This window comes from Micromonospora palythoicola, from assembly GCF_036689795.1.
Lineage (GTDB): Bacteria > Actinomycetota > Actinomycetes > Mycobacteriales > Micromonosporaceae > Micromonospora > Micromonospora palythoicola.
This window is the reverse complement of the sequence record NZ_JBAGKI010000080.1, coordinates 1-24,105: the sequence shown is the minus strand read 5'-3', so window position 1 is coordinate 24,105 and position 24,105 is coordinate 1. Positions and strand designations below refer to the sequence as shown.

The following is a 24,105-nucleotide window of genomic DNA, read 5'->3' as shown; positions in this document are numbered from 1 at the left end:
CGCCCGGCCGATTCCCCCCCCCCCCCGGCCCCGCTGGGGGCCCCCCCCGCCCCGCCCTCCGGGGGAACCCCCAAGCCCGGGTGGCCACCCCGCGGGGGGGGCCCCCCCGGCTGCCGGAACTTCCGGAAGTATCTTGACGTGTTTGGTGGGAACGTTACGATCTGCGCGATGACCGCCCCCGCCCCGACCGACGTCCACCCCGCCTGGTTGCCGCCCGAGGCGTTTCGCGCGATCGGCTCCCGGCACTGCCTCGTACTCGGCGGCGGAGGGCTCGTCGACACCGTCGTCACCGAGGTCGAGCGGGCCTGCGCCGAGCACGGCGGCAGCGTCCGGCGAGAGGCGGAGGGCCCACCGCCGAGCCTGGTGCTCGCCCTGGTCCCGGCCGTCGGCGACGGCGGCCCGGCCGAACTGGTCGCCGCCCTGGCCGAGGTCGAGGCGGCCGGTGCGGGGCCGCTCGGCCCGGAAGGCTACGCCCTGGCCCGCCACGGCGAGGTCACGGTGCTGCTCGCCGACCAACCGGCCGGGCTGCTCTACGGGCTGTTCCACTTGATCCGCCTCGGTGAGTCGGCGTTCGGCGCGCCGCACGCGGCGCGGTCGCACCGTCCCGCGATGCGCCGCCGCATGCTCGACCACTGGGACAACGTCGACGTGCACCCGGTGATGGGGCAGGTCGAACGCGGCTACGCCGGTGGGTCGATCTTCTGGCAGGCCGGCCGCCCCCGCCGAGACCGGGCCCGGGTGCGCGCGTACGCACGGCTGCTGGCCGCGTGTGGGATCAACGCGGTGGCGGTGAACAACGTCAACGTCCACGCCACCGAGGCGCGGCTGCTCACCGAGCGGCTCGACGACGTCGCCGAGCTCGCCGACGAGTTCCGCCCGTACGGCATCCGGGTGCACCTCTCGGTCACCTTCGCCGCGCCCGTCGTCCTCGCCGGCCTGCCCACCGCCGATCCGCTCGACGACGCGGTGCGGACCTGGTGGGCCGGGACCACGGCGGCGGTGTACGCCCGCATCCCCGACTTCGGTGGCTACGTGGTCAAGGCCGACTCGGAGGGACAGCCGGGTCCGTTCAGCTACGGTCGCGACCACGCCGACGGGGCGAACCTGCTCGCCGAGGCGTTGGCCCCGCACGGCGGGGTGGTGCACTGGCGGGCCTTCGTCTACAACCACCGGCAGGACTGGCGGGACCGCTCCACCGACCGGGCCCGGGCCGCGTTCGACCACTTCGCCCCGCTCGACGGCCGTTTTCTGGACAACGTCATCGTGCAGGTCAAGCACGGCCCGATGGACTTCCAGACCCGGGAGCCCGTCTCCCCGGTGATCACCGCGATGCCCGGCACCCGGCTGGCGGTGGAGTTCCAGGTGACGCAGGAGTACACCGGCCAGCAGCGGCACGTGTGCTACCTGGCCCCCTGGTGGAGCGAGGTGCTGCGGTTCGGCTGGGGCGACGACGGCCGCACCGTCGCGGGTGTCGCCGCCGAGGGCGGCGGCCTGGTCGCCGTGTCGAACGTGGGCGACGACCCGTTCTGGACCGGACATCCGCTGGCCCAGGCCAACCTGTACGCCTTCGGCCGACTGGCCTGGGATCCGCGACTGCGACCCGCGGAGGTGCTCGACGAGTGGATCGAGCTGACCTTCCATCCGGACACCACCGCCGACCCGGACCTGCTCCGCCGCACCCTGCACGAGATCATGGACGACTCGTGGCGCACCTACGAGCGCTACACCGCCCCGTTGGGCGTGGGGTTCATGGTGCGACCGGGGCTGCACTACGGCCCCGACGTCGACGGATACGAGTACAGCCGGTGGGGCACGTACCATTTCGCCGATCGCGACGGCGTGGGCGTGGACCGCACCCGGGCCACCGGCACCGGGTTCACCGGCCAGTACCCTCGGCCGTGGTCCCGGGTGTACGAGTCCCCGGACACCTGCCCCGACGAACTGCTGCTCTTCTTCCACCACGTGCCGTACGAGCACGTGCTGCACAGCGGTCGCACCGTCATCCAGCACGTCTACGACACCCACTTCGACGGGGTGGCCGAGGTGGAGGCGGCCCGCCTGCGGTGGACGTCGCTGGTCGGCCTGGTGGACGCGGCGGTGCACGCCCGGGTGACCGAGCGGCTCGACGAGCAGCTGCGCTGTGCGCGGGAGTGGCGCGACCAGATCAACGCGTACTTCCACCGCAAGTCCGGCATGCCCGACGCGCACGGCCGGCCCCTGCACTGAGCCAGCCTGAGGTGACCCGGTGTCGTCCGGCTCAGGGTGCCTCAGCGCGGTAGCAGGCGAAGCGGCCGAACCACGCCTTACCTCCGCCGCTTCCCGCCACGCCGGTCAGGCCGGCGTCGGCGAGCGCGGCCAGCACCCGCTCGGGAAGGCTCGCGGCCACCCGGGCGTTGCGGTGCGCCGCCGCGCTGCCCCGCCCGGAGGGGGTGCCGTCGATGTCGAGCACGTGCAGCTCACCGCCGCTGCGCAGCACCCGCCTGGCCTCCCGTAGCGCCCGGGCGCGCTCGTCGTCGTCCAGGTGGTGCAGCATGAACGCGGACAGCACCCGGTCGACGCTGTCGTCGGGCAGCGGCAACGCGCCGGCGAACGCCTGCTCGTACCGGATCGGCAGCCCGTACCGGGCGGCCTTGCGGCGCGCCCGGCGTAGCGCGGCCGGGTCCGGGTCGATGCCCAGCGCGTCGATGTCCCGCAGGCGACGCCCGAGCGCGGTCAGCAGGTTGCCGGTACCGCAGCCGATCTCCAGGATCCGCTGGCCGGACCGGAGGTTCGCCCGGTCCATCAGGTGTCCGTGGATGCGCCCGATACCGGCGAGGCGGGAGAACGGATCGTAGAGCGGAAGCAGCCAGTGCTTACCCATGCCGGGCAGGTACTGCTGCGCGTCGGTGTGATGGGACTGTCCGGTCATGTGCGGCTCCGATATCGGATGAAGTTTGGTCGTACTCTCAGCGTCATGGAGCGCGAGACCGTGGACAATGGCGTAACTGTGGACCGGATGCGACAAAGTTCGGTTCCGGCGGCCCGCGCCGTCGGGGTGACCGGGCAGGGCGTGCCGGTCATCGGGTTCGACCGGGTGGCCGGCCTCGCCCCGGTGGCCGTGGCCCGCCTCGCACCGGGCACGCCGATCACGGGCCCGGCCGGCGGCGGTACGCACACCCACGACTTCTTGGTGCTGTGCTATGCGCACCGCGCCGACGGCAGGCTGGTGATCGACGGGCGCAGGTGGACGGTGACCGACGGGGACCTGTTCGTCATCGCACCGGGGCAGGTCGTCTCCTTCCTCGACCCGATCGAGACCACGGTCACCGACGGATGGGCGGTGTGGTTCCCGACCGACGTGGTGCGGCCCGGAAGGTCGGGCGCCTACTCGTCGTGGCGGTCGCACCCGTTGCTCCTCCCCTTCGCCCACGGCACCGACCGGGCCCAACGGCTGCGCGTCCCGCCGTCCGACCGGGCGGGCTGGGTCGAGCGCTTCGTCTCGCTCGACACCGAGTTGCGCGCCCGGCGCGACGGTCATCAGGAGGCCGCGCTCGCCCACCTGACCCTGTTGCTGGTGGCCGCCGCCCGGTTGCCAACCGGCGTCGCCGACCAGCTGCGGTCGGCGGAGGAGCCGCTGCTCGCGGCCGTCTTCGACGTCATCGAGCGGCGTTACCAGGAGCCCATCTCGCTCGCCGACGTCGCCAGCGAACTGGCGCTCACCGCCGGGCATCTCACCACCGTGGTACGCCGCAGGACCGGCCGGACCGTTCAGCAGTGGCTCGCGCAGCGTCGCATGCAGCAGGCCCGCCTGCTGCTCACCGACACCGACCTGACCGTGGCGACGGTCAGCCGCCGCAGCGGGTACTCCGACGTCAGCTACTTCATCAAACGCTTCCGAGCCGAACACGGGGTCACCCCGTCCCAGTGGCGCCACGCCGCCCCCGGCACCTCCTGACCGGCCGTCGGACTGTTCTGTCGGTCCCGCCGCGTAGCGTGCGGCAGAGTTCGTGACGAAGGAGCAGAGATGATCGACAGTGCCGGCCACCCGGATCTCGCGCCCGCAGCCCGCGCGTTGCAGGCGCTGCTGCCCGGGGTCACCGACGACCAGCTCTCCGGTCCCACTCCGTGTGCCGGTTGGACGGTCGGTGACCTGCTCGACCACCTCGTGGGGCTGACACTCGCGTTCCGGACGGCGGCCGAGAAGGGTCCGGATCCCGCACCGGACGGTCCGGGTGAGCCCTCGGCTGAGCAGCTCGACCCGCAGTGGCGCAAGCTACTGCCGGGGCAACTCGACGAGTTGGTTGCCGCCTGGCGCCAGCCGGCCGCCTGGACCGGCGAGACCGCCGTTGCCGGGGTGCGGCTGCCGGCCGAGATCATGGGCGTCGTCGCGCTCGACGAACTGGTCGTGCACGGTTGGGATCTCGCCCGCGCGACCGGGCAGCCGTACGACGTCGACGACCGGACCCTGGAGACGGTCCACCGCCTCGTCTCCCAGCAGGCCAGCAGCGACGGCACGCCCGGCCTGTTCGGCCCGTCGATCGCCCAGCCCGACGACGCTCCGCTGCTCGACCGGGTCCTCGGGCTCACCGGCCGCAGCCGCGACTGGAGGCCGTCCTAGCGTTCGGAGCCTCGGCAGCATCGCCTTCACCTCGGACGCTGCCGCCTGGACTGCCTCCCGGCCCCGATGTTCGACCAGCACTCGGAGGGTGCCAGCAGCACCGCACCGACGATCTCCTGCCCCGCCGCTGGTCCTTCCGCCGTTTCGATGCCACGTATCGGTGACGCGACGATAATGGTCTGACCGGTGCAGGCACCCAACCAGGGCCGGCCGCGGTAGGTCGCGCGGCGCGGCGATGCCGTCGCTGCCGGGCGCACCGCTGGCAGCGAGAGGTGTCTTCTTCAGTGGTAGCCACCGGTAGCACCGAGGGAGAGAAGCGACGGGCGGATTTCCTGGAGTTGTTCTTCGACCTGGTACTGGTATTCGCCTTGTCGGGGGTCGTCTCCCGGGTCGCGCCGGACCTGTCCGCCGACACTCTCGCTCGGCGGTGGGCGGCGCTGCTGTACGTCGTGGTGCTGGCTCTGCCGATCGTGTGGCTGTGGACGACCACCGCCCACATCACCAGCCGGTTCGACGCCCGCCGGCGACCGGTCCAGGCGATGGTGCTGCTCACCGCGTTCGGCGTGCTGTTCATGGCTTCGTCACTGCCGTACGCGTTCCAGGCGAGGGGCTGGGCGTTCGCTGTGCCGTACGTGCTCATCCAGGTGGGGCGACCGCTGGCCCTCATCCGACTGGTGCGGGAGCCCGCGTTACGGAACCTCTACAGCCGGTCGGCGATCTGGTTCACCGTCTCGGCTGTGCCGTGGCTGGGCGGCATGTTCGTCGAGGACGCGGCCCGGGTCGGACTGTGGTCGCTGGCCATCACGATCGACCTTGTCGCGGCCCGTCTCTCCTGGCCGGTGCCGAGTATGGGCCGGGAACTGGACGACGCCTGGGACCCCGAGAAGACCCACCACCTCGCTGAGCGGTACGAGCAGTTGTTGCTGATCGCGCTTGGGGAGAGTGTGCTGGCGCTGGGAATCACCTACACCGACACCCCGGTGTCGCTGGCGACGACGCTGGCGCTCGCGGCCGGCTTCGCCACCACGGTCCTGCTGTGGCGGATCTACTACTACCGCGCTGGACAGGTGCTCCCGGAAGCCGTCGACTCCGCTCCGGACAGGGTTCGGGTAGGCCGCAACGCCGGACGAGCCCACCTGCTGATGGTGCTGGGCATCGTGCTGGTGGCCGTCGGCTACGAGATCGCCGTCACCCACCCGGTCGACCACGTGCGCCCGGCCTGGCTGGTCCCCATCCTCGGCGGACCGATCGTCTACCTCGTCGGCCGGATCAGGTTGGAACGCGTCGTGTTCGACCGGCTCTCCCGCCGCCGGATCGTCGGCATCACGGCCCTGGCCGCCGCGGCGCTCCCACTGGCCTTCACCACTACGTTGATCGCGGCCGCCGGTGCCCTGACCATCCTTCTCGGCATGGCTGTGGCCGATGCCCGGCACGCCCGGGGCCGACCACCCGAACCCCCGTCACCACCCACTGCCGGGCCAAAGGGAACCTGATTCGGCGACAGCCGGAACGCCTCGCCGACCACCTGAACGGCCGTCAGCGGCCGCACCGGTCCGGGCGCTCCCAGGGCCAGTCGGTGGCGATCCAGTCCGCGACGGCGTCGGCGAGCGGCACGTCCAGGTCCGCCCGGTCGGCCCGCACCCAGGACTGGACGGTCACGTCGTACTCCGCCGAGGCTGACGGGTAGAGGTAGACGCAGCCGATGACGTCGCCGTCGCCCGGGTCGAGGACGGTGAAGGTGAACCCGGTGCCGTTGACGAAGTCGTCGGCGTGACGGCGCAGGTCGGCGAGGTTCTTCTCCAGCGACATGCCGCTCGGCGGCGGCCAGTTGCCGTCCGGGTAACCAGGCGTGGCGCGGATGTGCTCGATGCTCGACGTCCAGGCGGCGTGATCCGCCACGTTGTGCTGCGGACCCAGCGGTTCGAGGCGGAACCGGTCGGTGACCAGCGACGTCGGCGGGGTGAAGCCGGCAGGTACGAAAGCGTCCGAGGTCATGGGTCGGCACGCTACTGCTGTCGCCGGTCCGCCCGCACCCGACTTTGGATCGGGTCAGTAGCTGAATGTCGCGACAGGGTCGTCGCCGATCCACTGCCACATGGGTACGGTGCCGCCCAACTCGGCGTTGGCTATCAGTCGCCCCTTGTCGAGACCCCGCGCATCGAAGCAGATGGGGCAGACCAGGAACGTGCCCGACGCCGCGACGTACCGCGCGACGAGGCTGTCCAGGGGAGGGCAGCCGGCGCAGGCGACGGCCGTGGCGACACCGCCGAGCGCGAGGCGAGCGGCCTCCTTGGTCAGGAACATGAGGGTGGGTCGACCGGACTCCGCTGCGCCGACGGCCACGAGGAAGGCGACGGTCACCCGCTCGGGATCCTCCAGGCCGGTGGTGAGACTGACTACTGCCTTGTTCGCCATACATCCTTCTTCTGTCGTTCGGATCCTGTCGTCCAGGACTCACGGTCGGGCTGCCACGACGGCGGCAATGGCTGCCAGCTCGGGATCGGGCACGGTGCCGGCCGCAGCCAAGGCTCCGGCGAAGAAGCGGCGCACGCAGACAGCCAGGATGACCTGGAAGATGTCCGACTCGGACAGCCCATGCCCGCGCAGCGATTCGATCTCCTCGGCCGTTGCCGACGCCGGGTCCGTGGCGATCCGGGCCGCGAAGTCCATGACCGCCACCTCGGTGTCGTCCAGCCCGGCAGCGTGGTGGTCGGTGAGCACGGCGCGCAGCTGAGTGTCGCCGAGGTGCCGGTCACGCAGCACCGCCGCGTGTGCGAGCACGCAGTAGCGGGCCCCCATTGCGCTGGCCGCGGCGACGGTGACCAACTCGTAGCGGCGCTCGTCCATCCCGCGGCGCACCGCCGCGCCGAGCCCTGTCCACGCCTGGTAGGCCTGCGGTGCCAGCGCGAAGACCTGCGCGTACGCCGGGACATAGCCGTGCCGGTCGGCCTCCGCCGCGTACAGTGCCGACTCGGCGGGTGTTCGCAGGTGCGTCATGTTCCGGACGCTAGGGTCCCTCGGCCGGCGCGTCCTGGGGGATTACCCCTAACTTGGCGTTACGCCGGGGCCGGCCGCCGGGCAGCTCACCGGGTCGTGTCTCAGCCGACGAGGCCGCGTCGACGTGCTGCGGCGACCGCCTGACCGCGCGTGGTCGCGCCGAGTTTGTCGAGCACAGCTGCCACATGGTGCTCGATGGTCTTCGGTGCCAGGGTCAGCCGGCTGGCGATCTCGGCGTTGGTGAAGCCCTCCGCGAGCAGCCCGAGCACCTGGGCCTGACGTGGCGTCAGCCCTGCCGCGTTGGCGGCGCTCGCCGGCCGTGGACCGCGCGGCACCCCCGGCACTCCGCGCCTGTGCAGCGCGGCCCGCAGACTCTGGGCCGCTCGTACGGCGTTGAGCCGGTCCAACTCGCGTAGCGCGGCCACGGCCGCCGCGCGGTCCCCGAACGCGAGCGCCTGGACCGCGCGGTACGCGTCGCCGCGCGCCCGCCACAGGGCGGCCGCCCCGGCCCAGTCGCCGCTCATCAACAGCCGGTACGGCCGTACGGCGGACGTGGACGCGACGACGGGTGGTGCCGGCTCGTTGGTGGCCCGCCACAGCCAGAACGCGAGCTCGTCGGCGAACCAGGGGTGCCCTCGGTCGACCGCGAGCCGCAGCGCCGGACGCAACTGCCGAGCAGCCGCGTCGGCCTCGCCGTCGAGCAGGTGAAACTCGGCCCACGCGGCGCAGACCGGCGCCATCCGCTGAAGCTCGCCGGTGGCTGACGCGGCGTCGACGGCCCGGGTCAGGGTCGCAGCCGCGTCGCCGCCTCGCGCCGCGTCGACCCGTCCCTTCGCGACCAGTGCGGGAACGATCGCCACGCTGGCCACGCTCGCCCGGTCCAGCGACTCGGCCGCGTCGGACAGCGCGCCGTCCCAGTCGCCCCGCCCGACCCGCAGCACCGCCCGGACACCGAGCAGGTACTGCACGTAGCCACCCAGCTCGTGCGTGTCCGCGTACCGCAGCGCCTCCTCCGCCACCGCGTGGGCCGTTGCGTAGTCGCCGACCTGCTCGTGGCAGGTGGTCAGGTTCACCAGTGCGCGGGCCGCGTCATCGACGTGCCCGGCGCGCGCTGCGGTGGTGTGCGCTGCCCGCAGCGTGGCCTGGCCCTCACTATGGTCGGCGAACATTCGCGCCGTCCCGATGTTGATCGAGGCGTGCACCGACGTCGCCGGGTCGTCGAGCTGGTCGGCGAGCCGCCGTGCCCGCTCGCCCCACTCGACCGCCTCCGCCATCCGGTGCGACAGCATGTGTAGTTGCGCCAGGTTGCTGTATGCCATCCCGAGCGCCCGGCTCGGGCCGAGCGGTGCGAGCACCCGTACGGCCCGGTCGGCGGCGTCGCGGGCCTGCTCCGCCTGCGCGCTCCACCACGCCAGCCGGGACAATCGGCGCAGGCTTTCGCCGAGCTCGAACGGGTCGCCGAGCCTCTCCCGCTCGGTGACTGCAGCGGTGATCGGTTCCAGGCCCTCGGACGCCATTCCGGCCAGGTATGCCTGCTCGGCGTACGACTCGAGCAGCCTGATCCGGTCACCTTCCGGCAGCATCGCCGCGTGCGGCCGGACCGCCCGGAAGTGGGCGACCGCCTCCCGGTGGGCGCCCTGCGCGGCGGCGCCGGCGGCGGCCCGCGGACCGAAACGGACGAGCTCGGCATGGTCGCCGCCGAGCCGGGCGTGGTGTACCAGTCGGGCCGGGTCGGTCCCCTCGATCCGGGCGAGCCGGGTCAGCGCGAGTCGGTGCAGAGCCGCCCGTCGCGGCGGGGTGAGCGACTCCTCGACAGCCTGGCGCAGCAACTCGTGCCGGTAGGCCATCATGTCGCCCCGGGCCACCAGGACGCCGCCCGCGACACATTCGTCGACAGCGTCCTCCGCACCGGCCAGTACGGCGGCCTCGGCGCTCGTCGGGATCACCGACACCAGATGCGCCACCTCGCGGGCGGCGGCCGACAGCCGACGCAGCCGTGCCCGCGTCAGGTCGCCGACGGTGGCCGGGACCGCGCGATCCGCGGCCAGCAGCTCGGTGACCAGCAGCGGGTTGCCGCCCGTGAGCTGGAAGACCTCGGCACCCGGGCGACCGTGGTCGGCAGCCAGCCCGGCGACGCAGGCTGCGGAGAGCGGTGCCACCGGGACGGGCTTGACCGCCGATCTGGGCACCGATGCGAGCGCGGCCCGCAACGCGTGGTCCGTCCCCACCTCGTCCTCGCGGTAGGTCACCAACAGCAACGCCGGCAGTCGCTCGATCCGCCGGCCCAGGAACACCAACAGGTCCAGCGTCGCCTCGTCGGCCCAGTGCGCGTCCTCGACCACCATGACCCTGGGCGGCCGCTGACGTGGCCCGGACAGCTCGGCGACAAGCGCTGCGAACAGCTCGGACTGCCCGGCACCGGTGGCGACCGCCTCGGCCAGCGCACCGCCGGCCTGCCGGGCGATGTCGTGCAGCGGCCCCAGCGCGCGCGGGGTGACCAGCGGGTCGCAGGCCCCCCAGAGCACGACAGCCCGGCTGCCGCACGCCGCGGCGAACGCCTTGACCACCGACGACTTGCCGATCCCGGCCTCGCCCGCGATCAGCCCCACCCGACCGCCGTCGGCCGCCCCACGCAGCAGCGTGTCCAGGAGCCCGAGTGCGGTCGACCGCTCGTACAGCTGCATCGCCGGTGATTATCCACCCACCCGCCGCTCGTGGCGGATCGTGCGGGGGAGCGCAGCGTACTCGCGTCCGAGCAACGGCATCTTCGGACACCGGCTGCCCGCGCCAGGTCACCCGCGAACGAGTTCGCGACCACCGGCCAGCGACAACGTCTGCCCGTTGACGTGACCGTTCGCCGCCGAGGCCAGGTAGGTGACGGCGGTGGCGACGTCCTCGGGAGTGCAGATGCGACCGGTGGGGGTCTTCGCCGATTCGGCGGCGACCGCGTCCGGTCCCAGGAACGGGGCGGTCAGCGCCTTGTCGGTGAGGGTGAAGCCGGGGCGCACGGTGTTCGTCAGGATGCCGTGGCGGGCTTCCCGGACGGCGAGCACCCGCGCGGCGGTCTCGAGCGCGCCCTTCGCCGTGGCGTAGGCGAGTGGCCCCGCCATGGGTTGCGCGACGATGTCGGTCGACACGACGACGATGCGTCCCCAGCCGGCGGTGCGCATGGCTGGCAGAGCCGCATCGATCAGTGCCACCGGACCCACGGTGTTGACGGACAGCGCCGTGAGGAGACCACCGATCTCGTCGGCGTCGAAGGACGGCCACCGCACGGCGTTGGCAACCAGCACGGTGACCGGCCCGAGACGTTCGGCGATGTCCTCGATGACCCCCGGCATGCTGGTGAGGTTGCCGTGATCCAGGTGGACGGCGCAGGCCCGACCGCCGGCTCGCGTGACGGCGTCGACCACGTCGAGGGCACCGTCGTGGTTGGTGTACCAGGACACGGCGACGGAGGCGCCCTCGGCCGCCAACCGCAGCGCGGTGGCTCGGCCGATGGCCCCGGAGGCCCCGGTGACGAGGGCGACCCTGTTCGACAGACCGGTTTCCATGACACCTCTCCTATAGTCGGCTATATGTTAGCCGACTATGTATCAGTTGGTGCCGGCTCGTCAACTCGTACACTGCCCGGGTGGAACTGACGGATGTCCTGGCCACCAACAAAGCCCTGGTAAAGGTGGCCAAGCTGTACCGCAGCGCGCAGGCCGACGTGCTCAGCGCGCTCGCCCTGCACCCGGGGCAGGACGTCCTGCTGTGGATACTCGGCCAGGAGCCCGACGGTATGACGGTTTCTGAGATCGCCGGCCGGCTCGGCGTGGAACAACCCACGGTGACCCGCAGCCTCAGTCGCCTCGATCAGGGCGGATGGTTCGTCAGGGAACCCGTACCGGGCGATCGGCGTGCCACCCGGATCCGGTTGACCTCGAAGGGCCGCGCCGTCATCCCGGACATCGAGGCGGCCTGGCGCAGGCTCGCCGAGACCGCAACCGCCGGCATGGCGGCCGATCAACGAGCCACGTTCGTCGAACTGCTCGAGAAGGCGCGCGGGAACCTCCGTACCCTCACCACCGAGACCGAGTGAGCGCGTCCGCGGATCCGATGTCCACGCTGGATTCCGACGCCGAGGTTCGCTCGGCATCCGGCAGGTAGGATCGCTCGATCGACGCCGGTACGCCGTACACGCGCAGCACGCTGACCGAGGACCTGGTGGTGCTCGGGGTGCGGCGCGGGTCGGTGCTGCTGGTGCACTCGTCGCTCAAGGCGCTCGGTTGGGTCTGCGGAGGCCCGGTCGCGGTGGTTCAAGCGCTGCGCGACTCGCTGGGCCAGGACGGCACCCTGGTGGTGCCGACGCACACCCCGGACAACACCGACCCGGCTGGCTGGCGGCACCCGCCCGTGCCGGAGTCGTGGTGGCCGGTGATCCGCGCGCACATGCCGGCGTTCGACCCGGCGGTCACGCCGAGCCGGTGGATGGGCGTGGTCGCGGAGACCGTCCGTACCTGGCCGGGCGCGCGGCGCAGTGATCACCCACAGGTGTCGTTCGCGGCCGTCGGGCCGGCCGCCGAAGCGGTGGTGACCGGGCACCGGCTTGAGGACATGCTCGGCGAGCACTCTCCGTTGGGTGCCGTCTACCGGCTGGACGGTGACGTCCTGCTGCTCGGTGCCACACACGGCAGCAACACGTCATTGCACCTGGCCGAGTATCGGTTGCCGGATCCGCCGCGCCGACGGGAGGGCTCGGCACTTCGCACCCCCGCCGGCCGTTCCTGGACCCGCTGGGAGGACGTCGACACCGACGAGAGCGACTTCGACCAGATCGGCGACGCCTTCGACAGCACCGGCGGCGCGCGAGTCGGGCGGGTCGGCGGGGCCGAGTGCCGGCTGATGCGTCAGCGCGCCCTCGTCGATTTCGCCGTCGACTGGCTCACGGCCCACCGGACACCTCACCCGCCGCAGCGCTGACCGGCGACCGGGGCGGTCGGGTCGTAGCGGATCACCCACCGGGGTCCGAACGCCGGTGCGCAGGTGCCCGCCGGATCACTCGACGAACTCCTCGGCGATGACGTCGGTCATCGGTGCACCGCCGCGGACCAGCGCGAGCGCCAGCACCGAGCCGAGGGCGGCGAGTGCCGCTTCCGAGGCGACGACGGTGAGCGCCGTCGCCGCCCCCAGCAGCAACGCGGTTCCGACGGCGACCACCGGGGTACGCAGCACGAAGTACCCGGCCAGCCGGAACACGTCACGCAGCCGGAACGTGAACAGCGACGTGATCACCAGGGCGTTGACCCCGACCACCGACACCCCGGCACCGACCAGCACCAGCGGCACCGCCCACCAGCCGGGCACCCCCGCCGCCGGCAGGTTGACCAGGTTGACCGCGATGACGGTCAGCCACACCAGCGTCGGCACCCAGACCAGCAGCGAGCCGGTCAGGTTGGCCCGGTAGCCGCGCCAGAACAGCCGCCCCGGGTGCAGTTCGGTCAGGTCGAGACGCTGCCGGTGCAGGGCGTACAGCGCGGCGGAGATGGCCGGGCCGAGCGGCACCGCACAGAGCGCGACCAGCGGCAGGTTGCTCACGTGCCGCTCCAGCGCGAACAGCGCCACCAGGCCGGGCGCCGCACAGACCAGCAGCAGCACCTCCACCACCAGCAGGGTGTAGATCAGCGCCGCCCCTCGGGACAGCGGGCCGGCACCGAATTCACGACGGGTGGTGGTGCTCACGACGGCTCACCGCCCAGCAGTCGCCGCTCGTCCCACCAGGGCGGAGTCTCGTCGACCACCGGGCTCACCTCGGCCAGGGTCACCTCGTGCCGGGCCAGGTGCAGGTCCAGCTCGACGCGGCCGGCCAGCACCGGCAGCGAGCCGTGCCGTCGGGCCGGCTCGGCGGCCTGCCGCAGCACGTCCAGTTGTCGGGCGGTGGGGGACGGGGGTCGGCCGAGTTCGCACCAGGCCCGCCAGGCGTTGCCGGACTCCTCGCTGACCGAGGAGCGCAGCAGGAACGCGGTGCGGGCGGCCGGGTCGGTGACCGGCAGCGACAGGCGTACGGCGTGGCCGTCCACCGGTCCACCGCCGGTGAGGTCGACCGGTGCCCAGGCCAGCACCGCGATGCGGCCGGTGTCGTCCCGGGTGACCAGGTGGTCCGCGCCACGGGCCAGGATCTGCGTGCCCAGCCGGTTCATGAAGGCGTACAGGTGGTATGTGGGCTTGCGGATCTGCCGGTGGGTGAGCAGGCCGAAGCCGCCGTGGAACAGCGTGGTCGGGATGCCCACCTCCTCGAACACGTCGCTGAAGGTCCAGTAGGCGAAGGAGTCGACCAGGTCACCGCCGCCGGCCAGCACCGGGGCGAGGTAGGCGGCGTGGAAGGCGGTGTCGTGGACGGGGTTGTCCGGCCGGTACGAGCTGTTGAACTCGGTGATGTGCACCGGCAGGTCGGCCAGCGCGGTGCCGGCGAGCAACCGGCGCGGGCTGGCGAACTGCTCCAGCAGCCGCTGCGCCGGAGCGAGGGTCTGGTGTACGCCGAACGGCACGTGCTGGGCCGGGCCGGAGCTGTAGGCGTGCCGACTGACGAAGTCGATCGGCACCGAACGGTCGGTGACGAACTCGGCGAACCGGGGCAGCCATCCGTCGTCGGCGCCGGGGGAGAGCGCCGGGCCGCCGACCTGGAGGTCGGCGTCGACGTCCTTCACCGCGTACGCGGTCACCTCGAAGAGCCGGTGGTAGGCGTCGGCGTCGGCGTCCTGCCAGAACTCCTTGAGGTCGGGCTCGTTCCACACCTCGATCGGCCAACCGCGCACCTCGTCCAGGCCGTACCGGTCCACGAGATGACCGACGGTTGTCCGGACCAGGTCGGCCCATTCGGTGTGCGACCGGGGCGGGGTGACGTTGCCGCGCCACCAGAAGACCGTCTGCTCGCCGCTGGCCAGCCCGGAGGGCATGAAGCCCAGTTCCACGAACGGCCTGACGCCCAGTTCGAGGTAGGCGTCGACGATCTGGTCGAGGTAGCCGAAGGCGTGCCGAACCTGGCGTCGGCCCCGGTACTCGTACGGTCGGTGCACCCCGACGCCGTCGCTGAGCAGGCCGTGCCCGCGGATGTACCGGAAGCCGATCTCGCGTTGGACCAGCGCCAACGAGTCCTGGTAGTCGCGGCGCAGGGCCAGGTCGAGCCGGCCGGTGCCGACGGCCAGGCGCCACGCGTCGCTCAGCCGGCCGACGGGTTGCTCCGCAACGGTGATCCGCATCGTCGTCCCTGTGCTCGGGGTGGAGGGTGCCCGGTCCGGTCGCGCCGACACGACCGGACCGGACAGGTCTGCTAGTTCTTCTCCTGGTAGCGCTTGTGCGCCTCGTTGACCAGTTCCAGGTAGGCGTCCATGTTCTTGCTCTTCAACTCCGCCACGTAGGCGTCCCACTCGGCGAAGTCACGCTGCCCGAGCACGAACTGGAGCGTGGCCTGGTAGACGTGGTCCTTCAGCGGGGTCTCCCAGAGCGACACCTGCTCGCGCTCCTCGTCGTTCAGCGGGTACGGCGGCGGCGGCGACTTCGGCGCCCGGGCGTTCATCACCTGCTGGAACTCCTGCTCCTCGGGCGAGAAGAACGCCTGCACCAGCTCCGGCTTGCCGCCGTAGGCGAACACGCCGTTGCCGAAGCCGAAGTCCTTCTGCAGGTGCTTGGGCGCGCCGGGGTTGAGCCCGACCATGTCGACGTCCGGAGCGAGGGTCTTCTTGCCGCCGGCGTCCTTGACGAAGGTGGTGCCCTCGACGCCCCACTTGGCGAACTCCTGCCCCTCGTCGGCGTACCAGAGCCAGTCGACGAACTGCATCATGGCCACGAAGTTCTTGCTGTCGCGGGCCTTCGAGGAGATCATCATGCCGTTCTCCAGCCGGCTGGCCGGGTTGATCTCACCGGCCGGGCCGATCGGCAGCGGGATCTTGGTGATCTTCGCCTTCGGGTTGGTCGCGGCCAGGTCCGGCCGGTAGTCGTTCACCAACGTCTGAGCGTTGCTGCTGATCACGAAGGACTTGCTGTTGGCGAGCTTCTGCCGGGCCAGGTCGTCGGTCTGGGTGAAGCTCTCCGGGTCGAGCAGCTTCTCCGACACCAGCTTGTTGAGGTACTGCAGCATCTGCTTGTACTGCTCGGTGGCGCCGGTGTACTCGAACTGCTGCGCCTGGTCGTTCCAGCTGACGTGCTGGAAGTTCCAGCCCGCGCCGGCCAGACCGTACGACGCGGCCAGCATGTTGAGCAGGTTGCCGGCCGGGTTGGGCTGGCTGAACCGGTCGGAGAACGGGTAGACGTCCGGGTACGCCGCCTTCATCGCCTTGAGCATGGTGTAGACCTCGTCCCAGGTCTTCGGGACCTGGAGGTTCAGCTCTTCGAGGATGTCGGTGCGGACCGCCAGCGAGTACTCGTGCCAGGGCTTCTCGTGCAGGCCGGGCAGCAGGTAGAACTTGCCGTCCTGCTGGCGCAGCGTGTCGATCTCAGGCTTCAGGTTCCACTTCTCGATCTTGTCCTTGAAGTTCGGCATCAGATCGAGGTAGTCGCTGACCGGCAGGATCGCCCCCGAGGAGACGTACGCGTGCACGTCCGGCGGATAGGTCTTCGGGATCAACAGGGGAGCGTCGCCGGCGCCGATGAGCAGGCTGCGCTTCTGGTTGTAGTCGCTCAGCGGTACGGCGACCTTCTCGAGGCTGACGTTCGTCCGGGACTTCAACTCCGTCCAGAACAGCCAGTCCTCCTTCAGCGGGTAGTTCGGGTGGTTGTTGTAGAGGACGGAGAAGGACAGTGGCTCGGTGGCCTTGAACTGGGTACCGACGGCGTAGTTCTCCATCGCGCCGGCCCGGTTCTCCGACAGGTCCTCGCTGTCGGACGAGTCGTCGCCACAGGCGGTGACGCTGCCGAGGGCCAGCAGCACGGCGGCAGCCGCCGCAGCGTGACGCCACGATCTGCGGAACATGGCGGGATCCTTTCAACTCGGTGGTGGGAGGGGTGTTCGCTACTGGTCAGCCCTTGACCGCGCCGAGCATGATGCCCCGGACGAAGTACCGCTGGACGAAGGGATACACCAGGAGGATCGGCAGGGTGGTGAGCACGATGGTCACGGCCTTGAGCGTCGCCTCGGCCTGTACCTCGTTCGCCTCGGTGATCGCCCCGACGTTCTCCGCGCCGGTGGCACCGGCGATCAGGTTGCGCAGGTAGACGGTGACCGGCCACAGCTCCTGCCGGTCCATGTAGAGGAAGGCCGCGAACCAGGAGTTCCAGAACGCCACCGCGTAGAAGAGCACCATCGTGGCGACGATGGCCTTCGACAGCGGCAGCACGATCCGCAGCAGGATGCCGTACGTGTTGAGCCCGTCGACGGCGGCGGCCTCCTCCAACTCCGTCGGCAGGCTCTCGAAGAACGCCTTCATCACCAGCAGGTTGAACACGTTTATCGCGTTGGGTAGCGCGATGGCCCAGACGCTGTTCTTCAGGCCCAGGCTGGTGACCAGGACGTAGTTGGGGATGAGGCCGCCGGTGAAGAACATGGTGAAGACCGCGATGCCGACAAGCACCCCGCGCCCCTTGAGCTGCTTCTTCGACAGCACGTACGCGTAGCAGGTGGTCATCACGATCGAGATGATCGTGGCGGTGACCGTGTAGAACACGGTGTTGCGGTAGTTCGTCCAGAACAACGGATCGGACATCAGCAGCTGGTAGGTGTCCAGGGTGAACCCGCGCGGCACGAGATTCACCTGGCCGGCGATGATGTACGCCTCGTCGCTCAACGAGCGGGCCACGATGTTGACGAACGGGTAGAGCGTCACCACCACCACGAGGGTCAGGATGATCCCGTTGACCACCCGGAACACCCGGTAGCCCCGGGTCTCCTGGATGCCGCGGCGACGGGGGCGGGGCGCGGACCCGGTGGGCCGCTCGGCGGTGTCGACGGTCACCACAGGCTCGTCCCCACCGTGCGGCGGGCGATCAGGTTCGCCGAGACGACCAGGATCAACCCGATCACCGCCTCGAACAGCCCGATCGCGGCGGCGTAGCTGAAGTTGCTGGACTGGAAGCCCATCCGGAACAGGTAGGTGGAGATCACGTCCGCGGTCGGATAGGTAAGCGGGTTGTACAGCAACAGGATCTTCTCGAAGCCGACCGCCATGAAGGCGCCGATGTTGAGGATCAGCAACGTGACCATCGTCGGCCGGATGCCCGGCAGGGTGACGTGCCAGGTCTGTCGCCACCGGTTGGCCCCGTCGATACGAGCGGCCTCGTAGAGGTCGTCGTCGATGGTGGTGAGCGCCGCCAGGTAGAGGATCGTGCCCCAGCCGACGGTCTGCCAGACCTCCGAGGAGACGTAGATGGTGCGGAACCACTCCGGCCGCTGCAGGAACGGAATGGCGTCACCGCCACCGGCGCGGACGAGCTGGTTGACCGTGCCGTCCATGGACAACAGCTGCATGACGATGGCCGCCACGATCACGATGGACAGGAAGTGCGGCAGGTAGGACACCGACTGCACGAACCGCTTGAGCTTGCGGGCCCGTACCTCGTTGAGCAGCAGCGCCAGCACGATGGGCAGCGGGAAGCAGAACAACAGGGTCAGCGCGCCCAGGACCAGCGTGTTGGTGAAGACGTTCCAGAACGTCGGATCGTTCAGGAACATCTTGAAGTACCGCAGCCCGACCCAGTACTCACCGAAGATGTTGCCGCCGGGCTGGAAGCGACGGAAGGCGATGATGTTGCCCAGCATCGGCAGGTACCGGAAGATCAGGAAGAACAGCAGCGGCAGGATCGCCAGCGAGTACAGCTGCCAGTCCCGCCGCAGCGCCCGCCGCCAGGTCTGCCGGGCGACGCGTGGCGGCGGTTCCGGTGTCGTCGCGTCGGGGCTGGGCGGCGACGGGGTCAGGGTGGTCACGCTGCTCATGGCCGGCTCCCCGCTGCGGGCCCGGCGACCGGTTCGACGCGTACCCGGGACAGCAGCTCCCGGTGGTGGCCGACCTCGCGCTCGTCGCCCGCCAGCCGCAGCGCCAGGCTGGCCACCACGTCGCCGCTGGAGCGGCTGAGCCGCAGGTGCACCTCACCGGGCTCGACCACGCGCCGGCCGTGCACGCCGGTGAACGAGGTGACGTCGGCGGGGACCGCGAAGCTGACCCGCGCCGCCCCGCCGGGCTCCACCGCTACCCGCGCGTACCCGATCAGGCGCACCACGGGCCGGGTGGTCTGCGCCACCGGATCGTGCAGGTAGAGCTGGACCACCTCGGTGCCGGCCCGGGCACCGGTGTTGCGAACGGTGACCCCGACGCTCACCTCCCCGTCGACCGGCCAGGTCGCCGGCTCCCCGGTGTCGCCCCCCGGCGCGTCGCCGACCGCGGCGTCGCTCCACTCGAAGGTGGTGTAGCTGAGACCGTGGCCGAACGGGAACGCCGGCGTCGGGTCCACCGACGACACCTTGGAACGTCGGCCCAGGATGGGCGTGAGGTAGGTGCCGGGCAGCCCGCCGGCGTGCCGGGGCACGCTGACCGGCAGCCTCCCGGACGGGTCCACCTCGCCGGTGAGGATCTCGGCCAGCGCCTGACCGCCGAGCTGGCCCGGGAAGAACGCCTGCACGATGGCGCTGGCCCGGTCCGCCGCGTCGCCGAGGGCGTACGGCCGACCGGAGAGGACCACCAGCACGACCGGGGTACCGGTGGCCAGCACCGCGCGTACCAGTTCGGCCTGCACCCCGGGTAGTTGGAGGTCGACCGCGTCGCAGCCCTCGCCGGAGGTGCCCCGGCCGAACATGCCGGCCCGGTCGCCGACGGCCAGGACGCAGACGTCGGCGGCGGCGGCCGCCTCGACCGCCGCCGCGAAACCCGAGGTGTCGTCACCGGTGATGTCGGTGCCCGGCACGTGGGTCAGCTGCGGACACCGCTGCGCGAGCGCCTCGCGCAGGGACGGGATCTCGACGCCGGTGTCGTACTCGGGGTGCTGCACCCCGACGTGCAGTGGGAACGTGTAGCAGCCGAGCATCGCCATCGGGTCGTCGGCGACCGGCCCGACCAGCGCGACGCGCCGGTGCGTGGCGAGGGGTAGCAGCCCGTCCTGGTTGCGGAGCAGGACGACGGACTGGCGGGCCAGTCGCAGGGCGACTGCCCGGCTGGCCTCGTCGTCGAAACGCAGCGCCTCGACATCCGCCGGCAACTCCTGCCAGCCCTCGTCGAGCAGGCCCAGCTCGATCTTCTGGATCAGCACCCGCCGCAGGGCCCGGTCGACGAGCGCCTCGCTGACCTCACCGGAGCGCACCGCCGCCGCCAACGGTGCGCCGTAGGCGTCCACGGTGGGCAGTTCCACGTCGATGCCCGCCCGCAGCGCCAGCCGGGCCGCCGCCGCGGCGTCGGCGGCGACGCCGTGCAGGGTCTGCAGGAACCGGACGGCGAAGTAGTCGGCGACCAGCACGCCGTCGAAACCCCACTGCTCACGCAACGTCCGGGTGAGCAGCTCCACGTCGGCCGCCGCCGGCACCCCATCGATCTCGGCGTACGAGTTCATCACCGACCGCGCCCCGCCCAGGCGCAGGGCCATCTCGAAGGGCGGGAGGATCACGTCGGCCAGTTCCCGGCGGCCCATCGCCGTCGGCGCCAGGTTCCGGCCGCCCCGCGACGCCGAGTAGCCGGCGAAGTGTTTCAACGTCGCGACCACACCGGCCCGTTCCAGTCCGCGCACGTACGCCGCGCCGACCGTGCCGACCAGGTAGGGGTCCTCGCCGATCGTCTCCTCGGTGCGCCCCCAGCGGTAGTCGCGGCTGACGTCCAGCACCGGGGCGAGTCCCTGATGGACCCCGGCCGCCCGCATGGACCGGCCGATCAGCCCGGCCATCTCCTCGACCAGCTCCGGGTCGAAGGCCGCGCCCCAGCTCAGCGGCGTCGGATAGACGGTCGCCCGCCAGGCGGCGAAGCCGGTGAGGCACTCCTCGTGCACCTGCGCCGGAATCCCGAACCGGCTCGCCGCGACGATCTGCGCCTGGGACGCGGCCAGGGAACGTGCGCCGAGGACCGGATCGACCGGCGCGGTCCCGAACGGCCGGGTCAGCTGTCCCAGGCCGTGCCGGATCGCCTCCGACCACGGTGGGGTGTGCTCGACCATGTCGGTCTGATGGGGAGCGACGCCCTCGCCGGAAGCGTCCGCGCCGACCCACAGCCCGACCAGTTGAGCGAGCTTCTCCTCGAGCGACATCAGCGGGATGAGCGCGTCGGCCCGTTCGTCCGGTCGCAACGTCGGATCACGCCACCGATCGGCGTGCGTGGACGCCAATCGGTCGTCGACGGGCAGCTGACTTGTCATGCGAACCCCTCCGGCCGGGGCCGGGAGGTATCCCGGCAGGCCACGCCGACCGCCGTGGAGCACGGCGATTATCGAAATTTTCGGAAACCAGTCGGACACCTGTGTCGGGGAACCTAAGGGCGTCAACAGGGTGTGTCAAGGGTTGCGGAAAGACTGTTCAGACCACACCTGTCGTGCTGGTAAGCGATTGCCGGAATTCATCGTCACGAGTGGGCAGCATCGACTCGGGTCACCCTCTGGTGGTGCACGGCGTGCTACAGTCGCCGAAAATTTCGGATTCGTTGCAGAGGATCGGATGGCAGAGAAGCGATCGTCGGCAGCGCTGGGCTCCGCCACCATCGCGACCATCGCCCGGGAGGTCGGTGTCTCCTCCGCGACGGTCTCCAAGGTCCTCAACGGACGGTCGGACGTCGCCGCCGTGACCCGGGCGCGGGTCGAGGCCAGCCTGCAACGACACCGCTACCGGCGACGCGCCCGCCGCGCGCCCGGCGAGGGTCAGATCGACCTGGTGTTCCACGAGTTCGGGTCCGACTGGGCTCTGGAGATCATCAGGGGGGTCGAGGCGGTTGCCGCCCTGACCGGGGTGAACGTGATGTTGTCGCAGCTCAGTGCCGCCCGCCGACCGCCGCAGTCCTGGGTCGACGCGGTGGTCGCCCGGCGTCCCCTGGGGGTGCTGCTGGTGATGTGCAACCTCACCGATCCGCAGCGGCAACAGCTGCAGCGCCAGTCGATCCCCGTGGTCGTCATCGACACCGACAGCGCCAGCGTGGCCTCCGTGCCCACCGTCGGCTCCAACAACTGGAACGGTGGACTGATCGCCACCCGACACCTGTTGGATCTCGGGCACCGCCGGATCGCGGTCATCTCCGGTCCGCGCGACGTGCTCTGCGCCCGCGCCCGCACCGCCGGCTTCCGCTGCGCCCACGAGGAACTCGGCGTCCCGATCGATGCCACGCTGATCCGGCACGGCAACTTCCACCTCGACGCCGGCTACACCCACGGCATCGAGTTGCTCAGCCGGTCGGACCGGCCGTCGGCGATCTTCGCCGGCTCCGACCTGCAGGCGCTCGGCGTGTTGCGGGCGGCTCGGCAGCTCGGCCTGGACGTGCCGGGTGACGTGTCGGTGGTCGGCTACGACAACCTCCCGCTCTCGGCCTGGGTCGGTCCGGCCCTGACCACGGTCAACCAGCCCCTGCGCGACATGGCCGGCACCGCCGCCCAGATGCTGCTCGATCTCGCCCGCGGCAACGCCCTGCCCACCAGCCGGATAGACCTGGTCGCCGAGCTGGTGATCCGGGAAAGCACTGCACCGCCACCGCATTCGTGACCGAGCCCGCTGCGAGGAGCCATGCCCCTGTTCGACCTTCCCCTGGACCAGTTACGGCAGTACGCGCCGGCCGTGGCCGAGCCCGCCGACTTCGACGCCTTCTGGCGGTCGACCCTGGACGCGGCGGCGCAGTCACCGGTGCTGCTCGACGTCCGGCCTGAGCCGACCGACCTGCGCCTGGTGGACAGCTGGGACGTCACCTTCGCCGGGTTCGGCGGCGACCCGGTCCGGGCCTGGTACAACCGCCCGGCCGGGATGGACGAGGCGCTGCCGGTGATCGTGGAGTACGTCGGCTACGGGCGTGGCCGGGGGCTGCCGCACGAACGCCTGATCTGGCCGGCCGCCGGCTACGCCCACCTGCTCATGGACGCCCGGGGACAGTCCGGCCGGTACGGCGCGGGGGACACCCCGGACCCGCACGGCGAGGCACCCGGGGGACCGTCGCCGCTGACCCGCGGCATCATGACCCCGGAGGGCTACTACTACCGCCGGCTCATCACCGACGCGGCGCGCGCGGTCGAGGCGGCGCGCGCCCTTCCGGGGGTCGACCCGCACGGTGTGGTGGCGGCGGGCAACAGCCAGGGTGGCGGACTGGCCCTTGCCGTCGCCGGGCTCGACGTCGAACTGGCCGCGGTGCTCACCACCGCGCCGTTCCTCTGTCACCCGCAGCGGGCCCTCGACATCACCGACGTGGGGGCGTACGGCGAGATCGCCAACTACCTCGCGGTCAACCGCGACGCGGAGCCGGCGGTACGTCGCACGCTGTCCTACGTCGACGGGGTCAGCTTCGCCCGTCGGGCCCACGCGCCGGTCCACTTCGGCATCGGGCTGCGGGACATGGTGTGCCCCCCGAGCACCGGCTTCGCGGCCTACAACCACTACGGCGCCACCGCGTTCGGCCCCCGGCCCGAGCGCGCGATGCACGTCTACCCGTTCAACGGGCACGAGCACGGGGAGGCCACCCACACCCGGCGGCAGCTGCGTTGGCTGGCCGATGTGCTCGGCGGCGTCACCGCGGACCGGTCGCACCGGCCGAAAGTTTCGGGAGCCCAGATCTCACCGGCGTGACATCCCACCCCGCCGCTACGACGGCAGCGGTTTCGGATGGTGACCGGGACGGACGGGCAAAGAGTTCCCTGGCGCGTTGAGCTTTCGGAGCTGTTTCGATAAGGTTTTCGATACAACAGCCTCGATCTACTCACGATGGCGGGCTGAGTGCACCGGCCGACGCGGCATCCGGGCGACCGCGTCGGCGACGGAGAGCCATCGTGCTGGGCAGTAGTCGGGGCCGGCTATTCATCAGCACGGCTTCGTCGAAAGGCTCACGCCATGAACAACGCCCACGCCCGCGCCAGCGGGCGGCCGGCTACCCGACTGCGACCGCGCGCCGCGCTGGTCTCGGCCGCAGTCGGTCTCGCCCTCGTCGCCACCAGCGTGGTGGTGGCGACCTCCAGCGCCCAGGCCGCCGAGTCCACCCTCGGTGCGGCCGCGGCCCAGTCCGGGCGGTACTTCGGTGCCGCGGTGGCGGCGAACAAGCTGTCCGACTCGACCTATGTCGGCATTCTCAACCGCGAGTTCAACTCGGTCACGGCCGAGAACGAGATGAAGATCGACGCGCTCGAGCCGCAGCAGGGTCGATTCACCTACACCAACGCCGATCGGATCGTCAACCACGCCCTGTCCCGGGGCTGGAAGGTCCGGGGCCACACCCTGGCCTGGCACTCGCAGCAGCCCGGCTGGATGCAGAACATGTCGGGCACCGCGCTGCGTAACGCGATGCTCAACCACGTCACGCAGGTCGCGACCTACTACCGCGGCAAGATCGACTCGTGGGACGTGGTGAACGAGGCGTTCGACGACGGCAACAACGGCGCGCGGCGGG

General features: G+C 71.1%; 21 protein-coding genes. 9 read left to right on the top strand and 12 right to left on the bottom strand.

Annotated elements, in window-relative coordinates:
- The first annotated feature begins 168 nt into the window (after positions 1-168).
- Positions 169-2,226, top strand: coding sequence for an alpha-glucuronidase (locus V5O40_RS24805; RefSeq protein ID WP_332907703.1), 2,058 nt, complete (start codon positions 169-171; stop codon positions 2,224-2,226).
- A gap of 31 nt (positions 2,227-2,257) precedes the next feature.
- Here V5O40_RS24805 and V5O40_RS24800 read toward each other — a convergent pair whose 3' ends face one another.
- Positions 2,258-2,908, bottom strand: coding sequence for a class I SAM-dependent methyltransferase (locus V5O40_RS24800; protein ID WP_332907702.1), 651 nt, complete (start codon positions 2,906-2,908; stop codon positions 2,258-2,260).
- Between the two features lie 141 nt (positions 2,909-3,049).
- On the opposite strand from V5O40_RS24800, the gene V5O40_RS24795 reads away from it, so the two are divergent.
- The 3 genes from V5O40_RS24795 (at position 3,050) to V5O40_RS24785 (ending at position 6,090) form a co-directional block, all read left to right on the top strand.
- Positions 3,050-3,934, top strand: a complete 885-nt coding sequence (locus V5O40_RS24795; protein WP_332907704.1) for an AraC family transcriptional regulator — start codon at positions 3,050-3,052, stop codon at positions 3,932-3,934.
- A 69-nt stretch (positions 3,935-4,003) separates the two neighbouring features.
- Complete coding sequence (locus V5O40_RS24790; protein ID WP_332907701.1) at positions 4,004-4,597, top strand: TIGR03086 family metal-binding protein; 594 nt, start codon at positions 4,004-4,006, stop codon at positions 4,595-4,597.
- A 284-nt stretch (positions 4,598-4,881) separates the two neighbouring features.
- Positions 4,882-6,090, top strand: coding sequence for a low temperature requirement protein A (locus tag V5O40_RS24785; protein WP_332907700.1), 1,209 nt, complete (start codon positions 4,882-4,884; stop codon positions 6,088-6,090).
- 43 nt (positions 6,091-6,133) lie between these two features.
- On the opposite strand, the gene V5O40_RS24780 is transcribed toward V5O40_RS24785, so the two are convergent.
- From V5O40_RS24780 to V5O40_RS24760, 5 genes are all read right to left on the bottom strand, one after another.
- Positions 6,134-6,592, bottom strand: coding sequence for a GNAT family N-acetyltransferase (locus V5O40_RS24780; protein ID WP_332907699.1), 459 nt, complete (start codon positions 6,590-6,592; stop codon positions 6,134-6,136).
- 54 nt (positions 6,593-6,646) lie between these two features.
- Positions 6,647-7,012 (bottom strand): hypothetical protein, encoded by a 366-nt coding sequence (locus V5O40_RS24775; protein ID WP_332907698.1) that lies wholly within the window; start codon positions 7,010-7,012, stop codon positions 6,647-6,649.
- A gap of 39 nt (positions 7,013-7,051) precedes the next feature.
- A complete protein-coding gene (locus V5O40_RS24770) occupies positions 7,052-7,594 on the bottom strand; it encodes a carboxymuconolactone decarboxylase family protein (RefSeq protein WP_332907697.1) in 543 nt (180 codons plus the stop codon).
- 101 nt (positions 7,595-7,695) lie between these two features.
- The gene (locus V5O40_RS24765; RefSeq protein ID WP_332907696.1) at positions 7,696-10,278 is read right to left on the bottom strand and encodes an ATP-binding protein; all 2,583 of its coding nucleotides are present in this window, start codon (positions 10,276-10,278) and stop codon (positions 7,696-7,698) included.
- A gap of 108 nt (positions 10,279-10,386) precedes the next feature.
- Positions 10,387-11,148: an SDR family NAD(P)-dependent oxidoreductase gene (locus tag V5O40_RS24760; protein ID WP_332907695.1), complete on the bottom strand. Its 762-nt coding sequence runs from the start codon at positions 11,146-11,148 to the stop codon at positions 10,387-10,389.
- Positions 11,149-11,228: 80 nt separating this feature from the next.
- On the opposite strand from V5O40_RS24760, the gene V5O40_RS24755 reads away from it, so the two are divergent.
- Together V5O40_RS24755 and V5O40_RS24750 are read left to right on the top strand one after the other, a co-directional pair.
- Positions 11,229-11,678: a MarR family winged helix-turn-helix transcriptional regulator gene (locus V5O40_RS24755; RefSeq protein WP_332907694.1), complete on the top strand. Its 450-nt coding sequence runs from the start codon at positions 11,229-11,231 to the stop codon at positions 11,676-11,678.
- 128 nt (positions 11,679-11,806) lie between these two features.
- Positions 11,807-12,559, top strand: a complete 753-nt coding sequence (locus tag V5O40_RS24750; RefSeq protein ID WP_332907693.1) for an aminoglycoside N(3)-acetyltransferase — start codon at positions 11,807-11,809, stop codon at positions 12,557-12,559.
- A 75-nt stretch (positions 12,560-12,634) separates the two neighbouring features.
- Here the strand turns inward: V5O40_RS24750 and V5O40_RS24745 are convergent, their stop codons facing one another.
- From V5O40_RS24745 to V5O40_RS24720, 6 genes are all read right to left on the bottom strand, one after another.
- Positions 12,635-13,318: a DUF624 domain-containing protein gene (locus V5O40_RS24745; RefSeq protein ID WP_332907692.1), complete on the bottom strand. Its 684-nt coding sequence runs from the start codon at positions 13,316-13,318 to the stop codon at positions 12,635-12,637.
- Complete coding sequence (locus V5O40_RS24740) at positions 13,315-14,835, bottom strand: GH39 family glycosyl hydrolase (RefSeq protein ID WP_332907691.1); 1,521 nt, start codon at positions 14,833-14,835, stop codon at positions 13,315-13,317. Before V5O40_RS24740 ends, V5O40_RS24745 begins: the two co-directional genes overlap by 4 nt.
- A gap of 71 nt (positions 14,836-14,906) precedes the next feature.
- The gene (locus V5O40_RS24735) at positions 14,907-16,544 is read right to left on the bottom strand and encodes an ABC transporter substrate-binding protein (protein WP_332907690.1); all 1,638 of its coding nucleotides are present in this window, start codon (positions 16,542-16,544) and stop codon (positions 14,907-14,909) included.
- 46 nt (positions 16,545-16,590) lie between these two features.
- On the bottom strand, positions 16,591-17,523 hold the full coding sequence (locus V5O40_RS24730) for a carbohydrate ABC transporter permease (RefSeq protein WP_332907689.1): 933 nt from the start codon (positions 17,521-17,523) through the stop codon (positions 16,591-16,593).
- Positions 17,520-18,500 (bottom strand): ABC transporter permease, encoded by a 981-nt coding sequence (locus V5O40_RS24725; RefSeq protein WP_332907688.1) that lies wholly within the window; start codon positions 18,498-18,500, stop codon positions 17,520-17,522. Before V5O40_RS24725 ends, V5O40_RS24730 begins: the two co-directional genes overlap by 4 nt.
- A complete protein-coding gene (locus V5O40_RS24720; protein ID WP_332907687.1) occupies positions 18,497-20,896 on the bottom strand; it encodes a beta-xylosidase/alpha-l-arabinosidase in 2,400 nt (799 codons plus the stop codon). Before V5O40_RS24720 ends, V5O40_RS24725 begins: the two co-directional genes overlap by 4 nt.
- A gap of 295 nt (positions 20,897-21,191) precedes the next feature.
- On the opposite strand from V5O40_RS24720, the gene V5O40_RS24715 reads away from it, so the two are divergent.
- From V5O40_RS24715 to V5O40_RS24705, 3 genes are all read left to right on the top strand, one after another.
- Complete coding sequence (locus tag V5O40_RS24715) at positions 21,192-22,223, top strand: LacI family DNA-binding transcriptional regulator (RefSeq protein ID WP_269741871.1); 1,032 nt, start codon at positions 21,192-21,194, stop codon at positions 22,221-22,223.
- A 21-nt stretch (positions 22,224-22,244) separates the two neighbouring features.
- Complete coding sequence (locus tag V5O40_RS24710; protein WP_332907686.1) at positions 22,245-23,291, top strand: acetylxylan esterase; 1,047 nt, start codon at positions 22,245-22,247, stop codon at positions 23,289-23,291.
- A 261-nt stretch (positions 23,292-23,552) separates the two neighbouring features.
- The coding region (locus V5O40_RS24705; RefSeq protein WP_332907685.1) for an endo-1,4-beta-xylanase at positions 23,553-24,105 on the top strand (553 nt) is incomplete at its 3' end.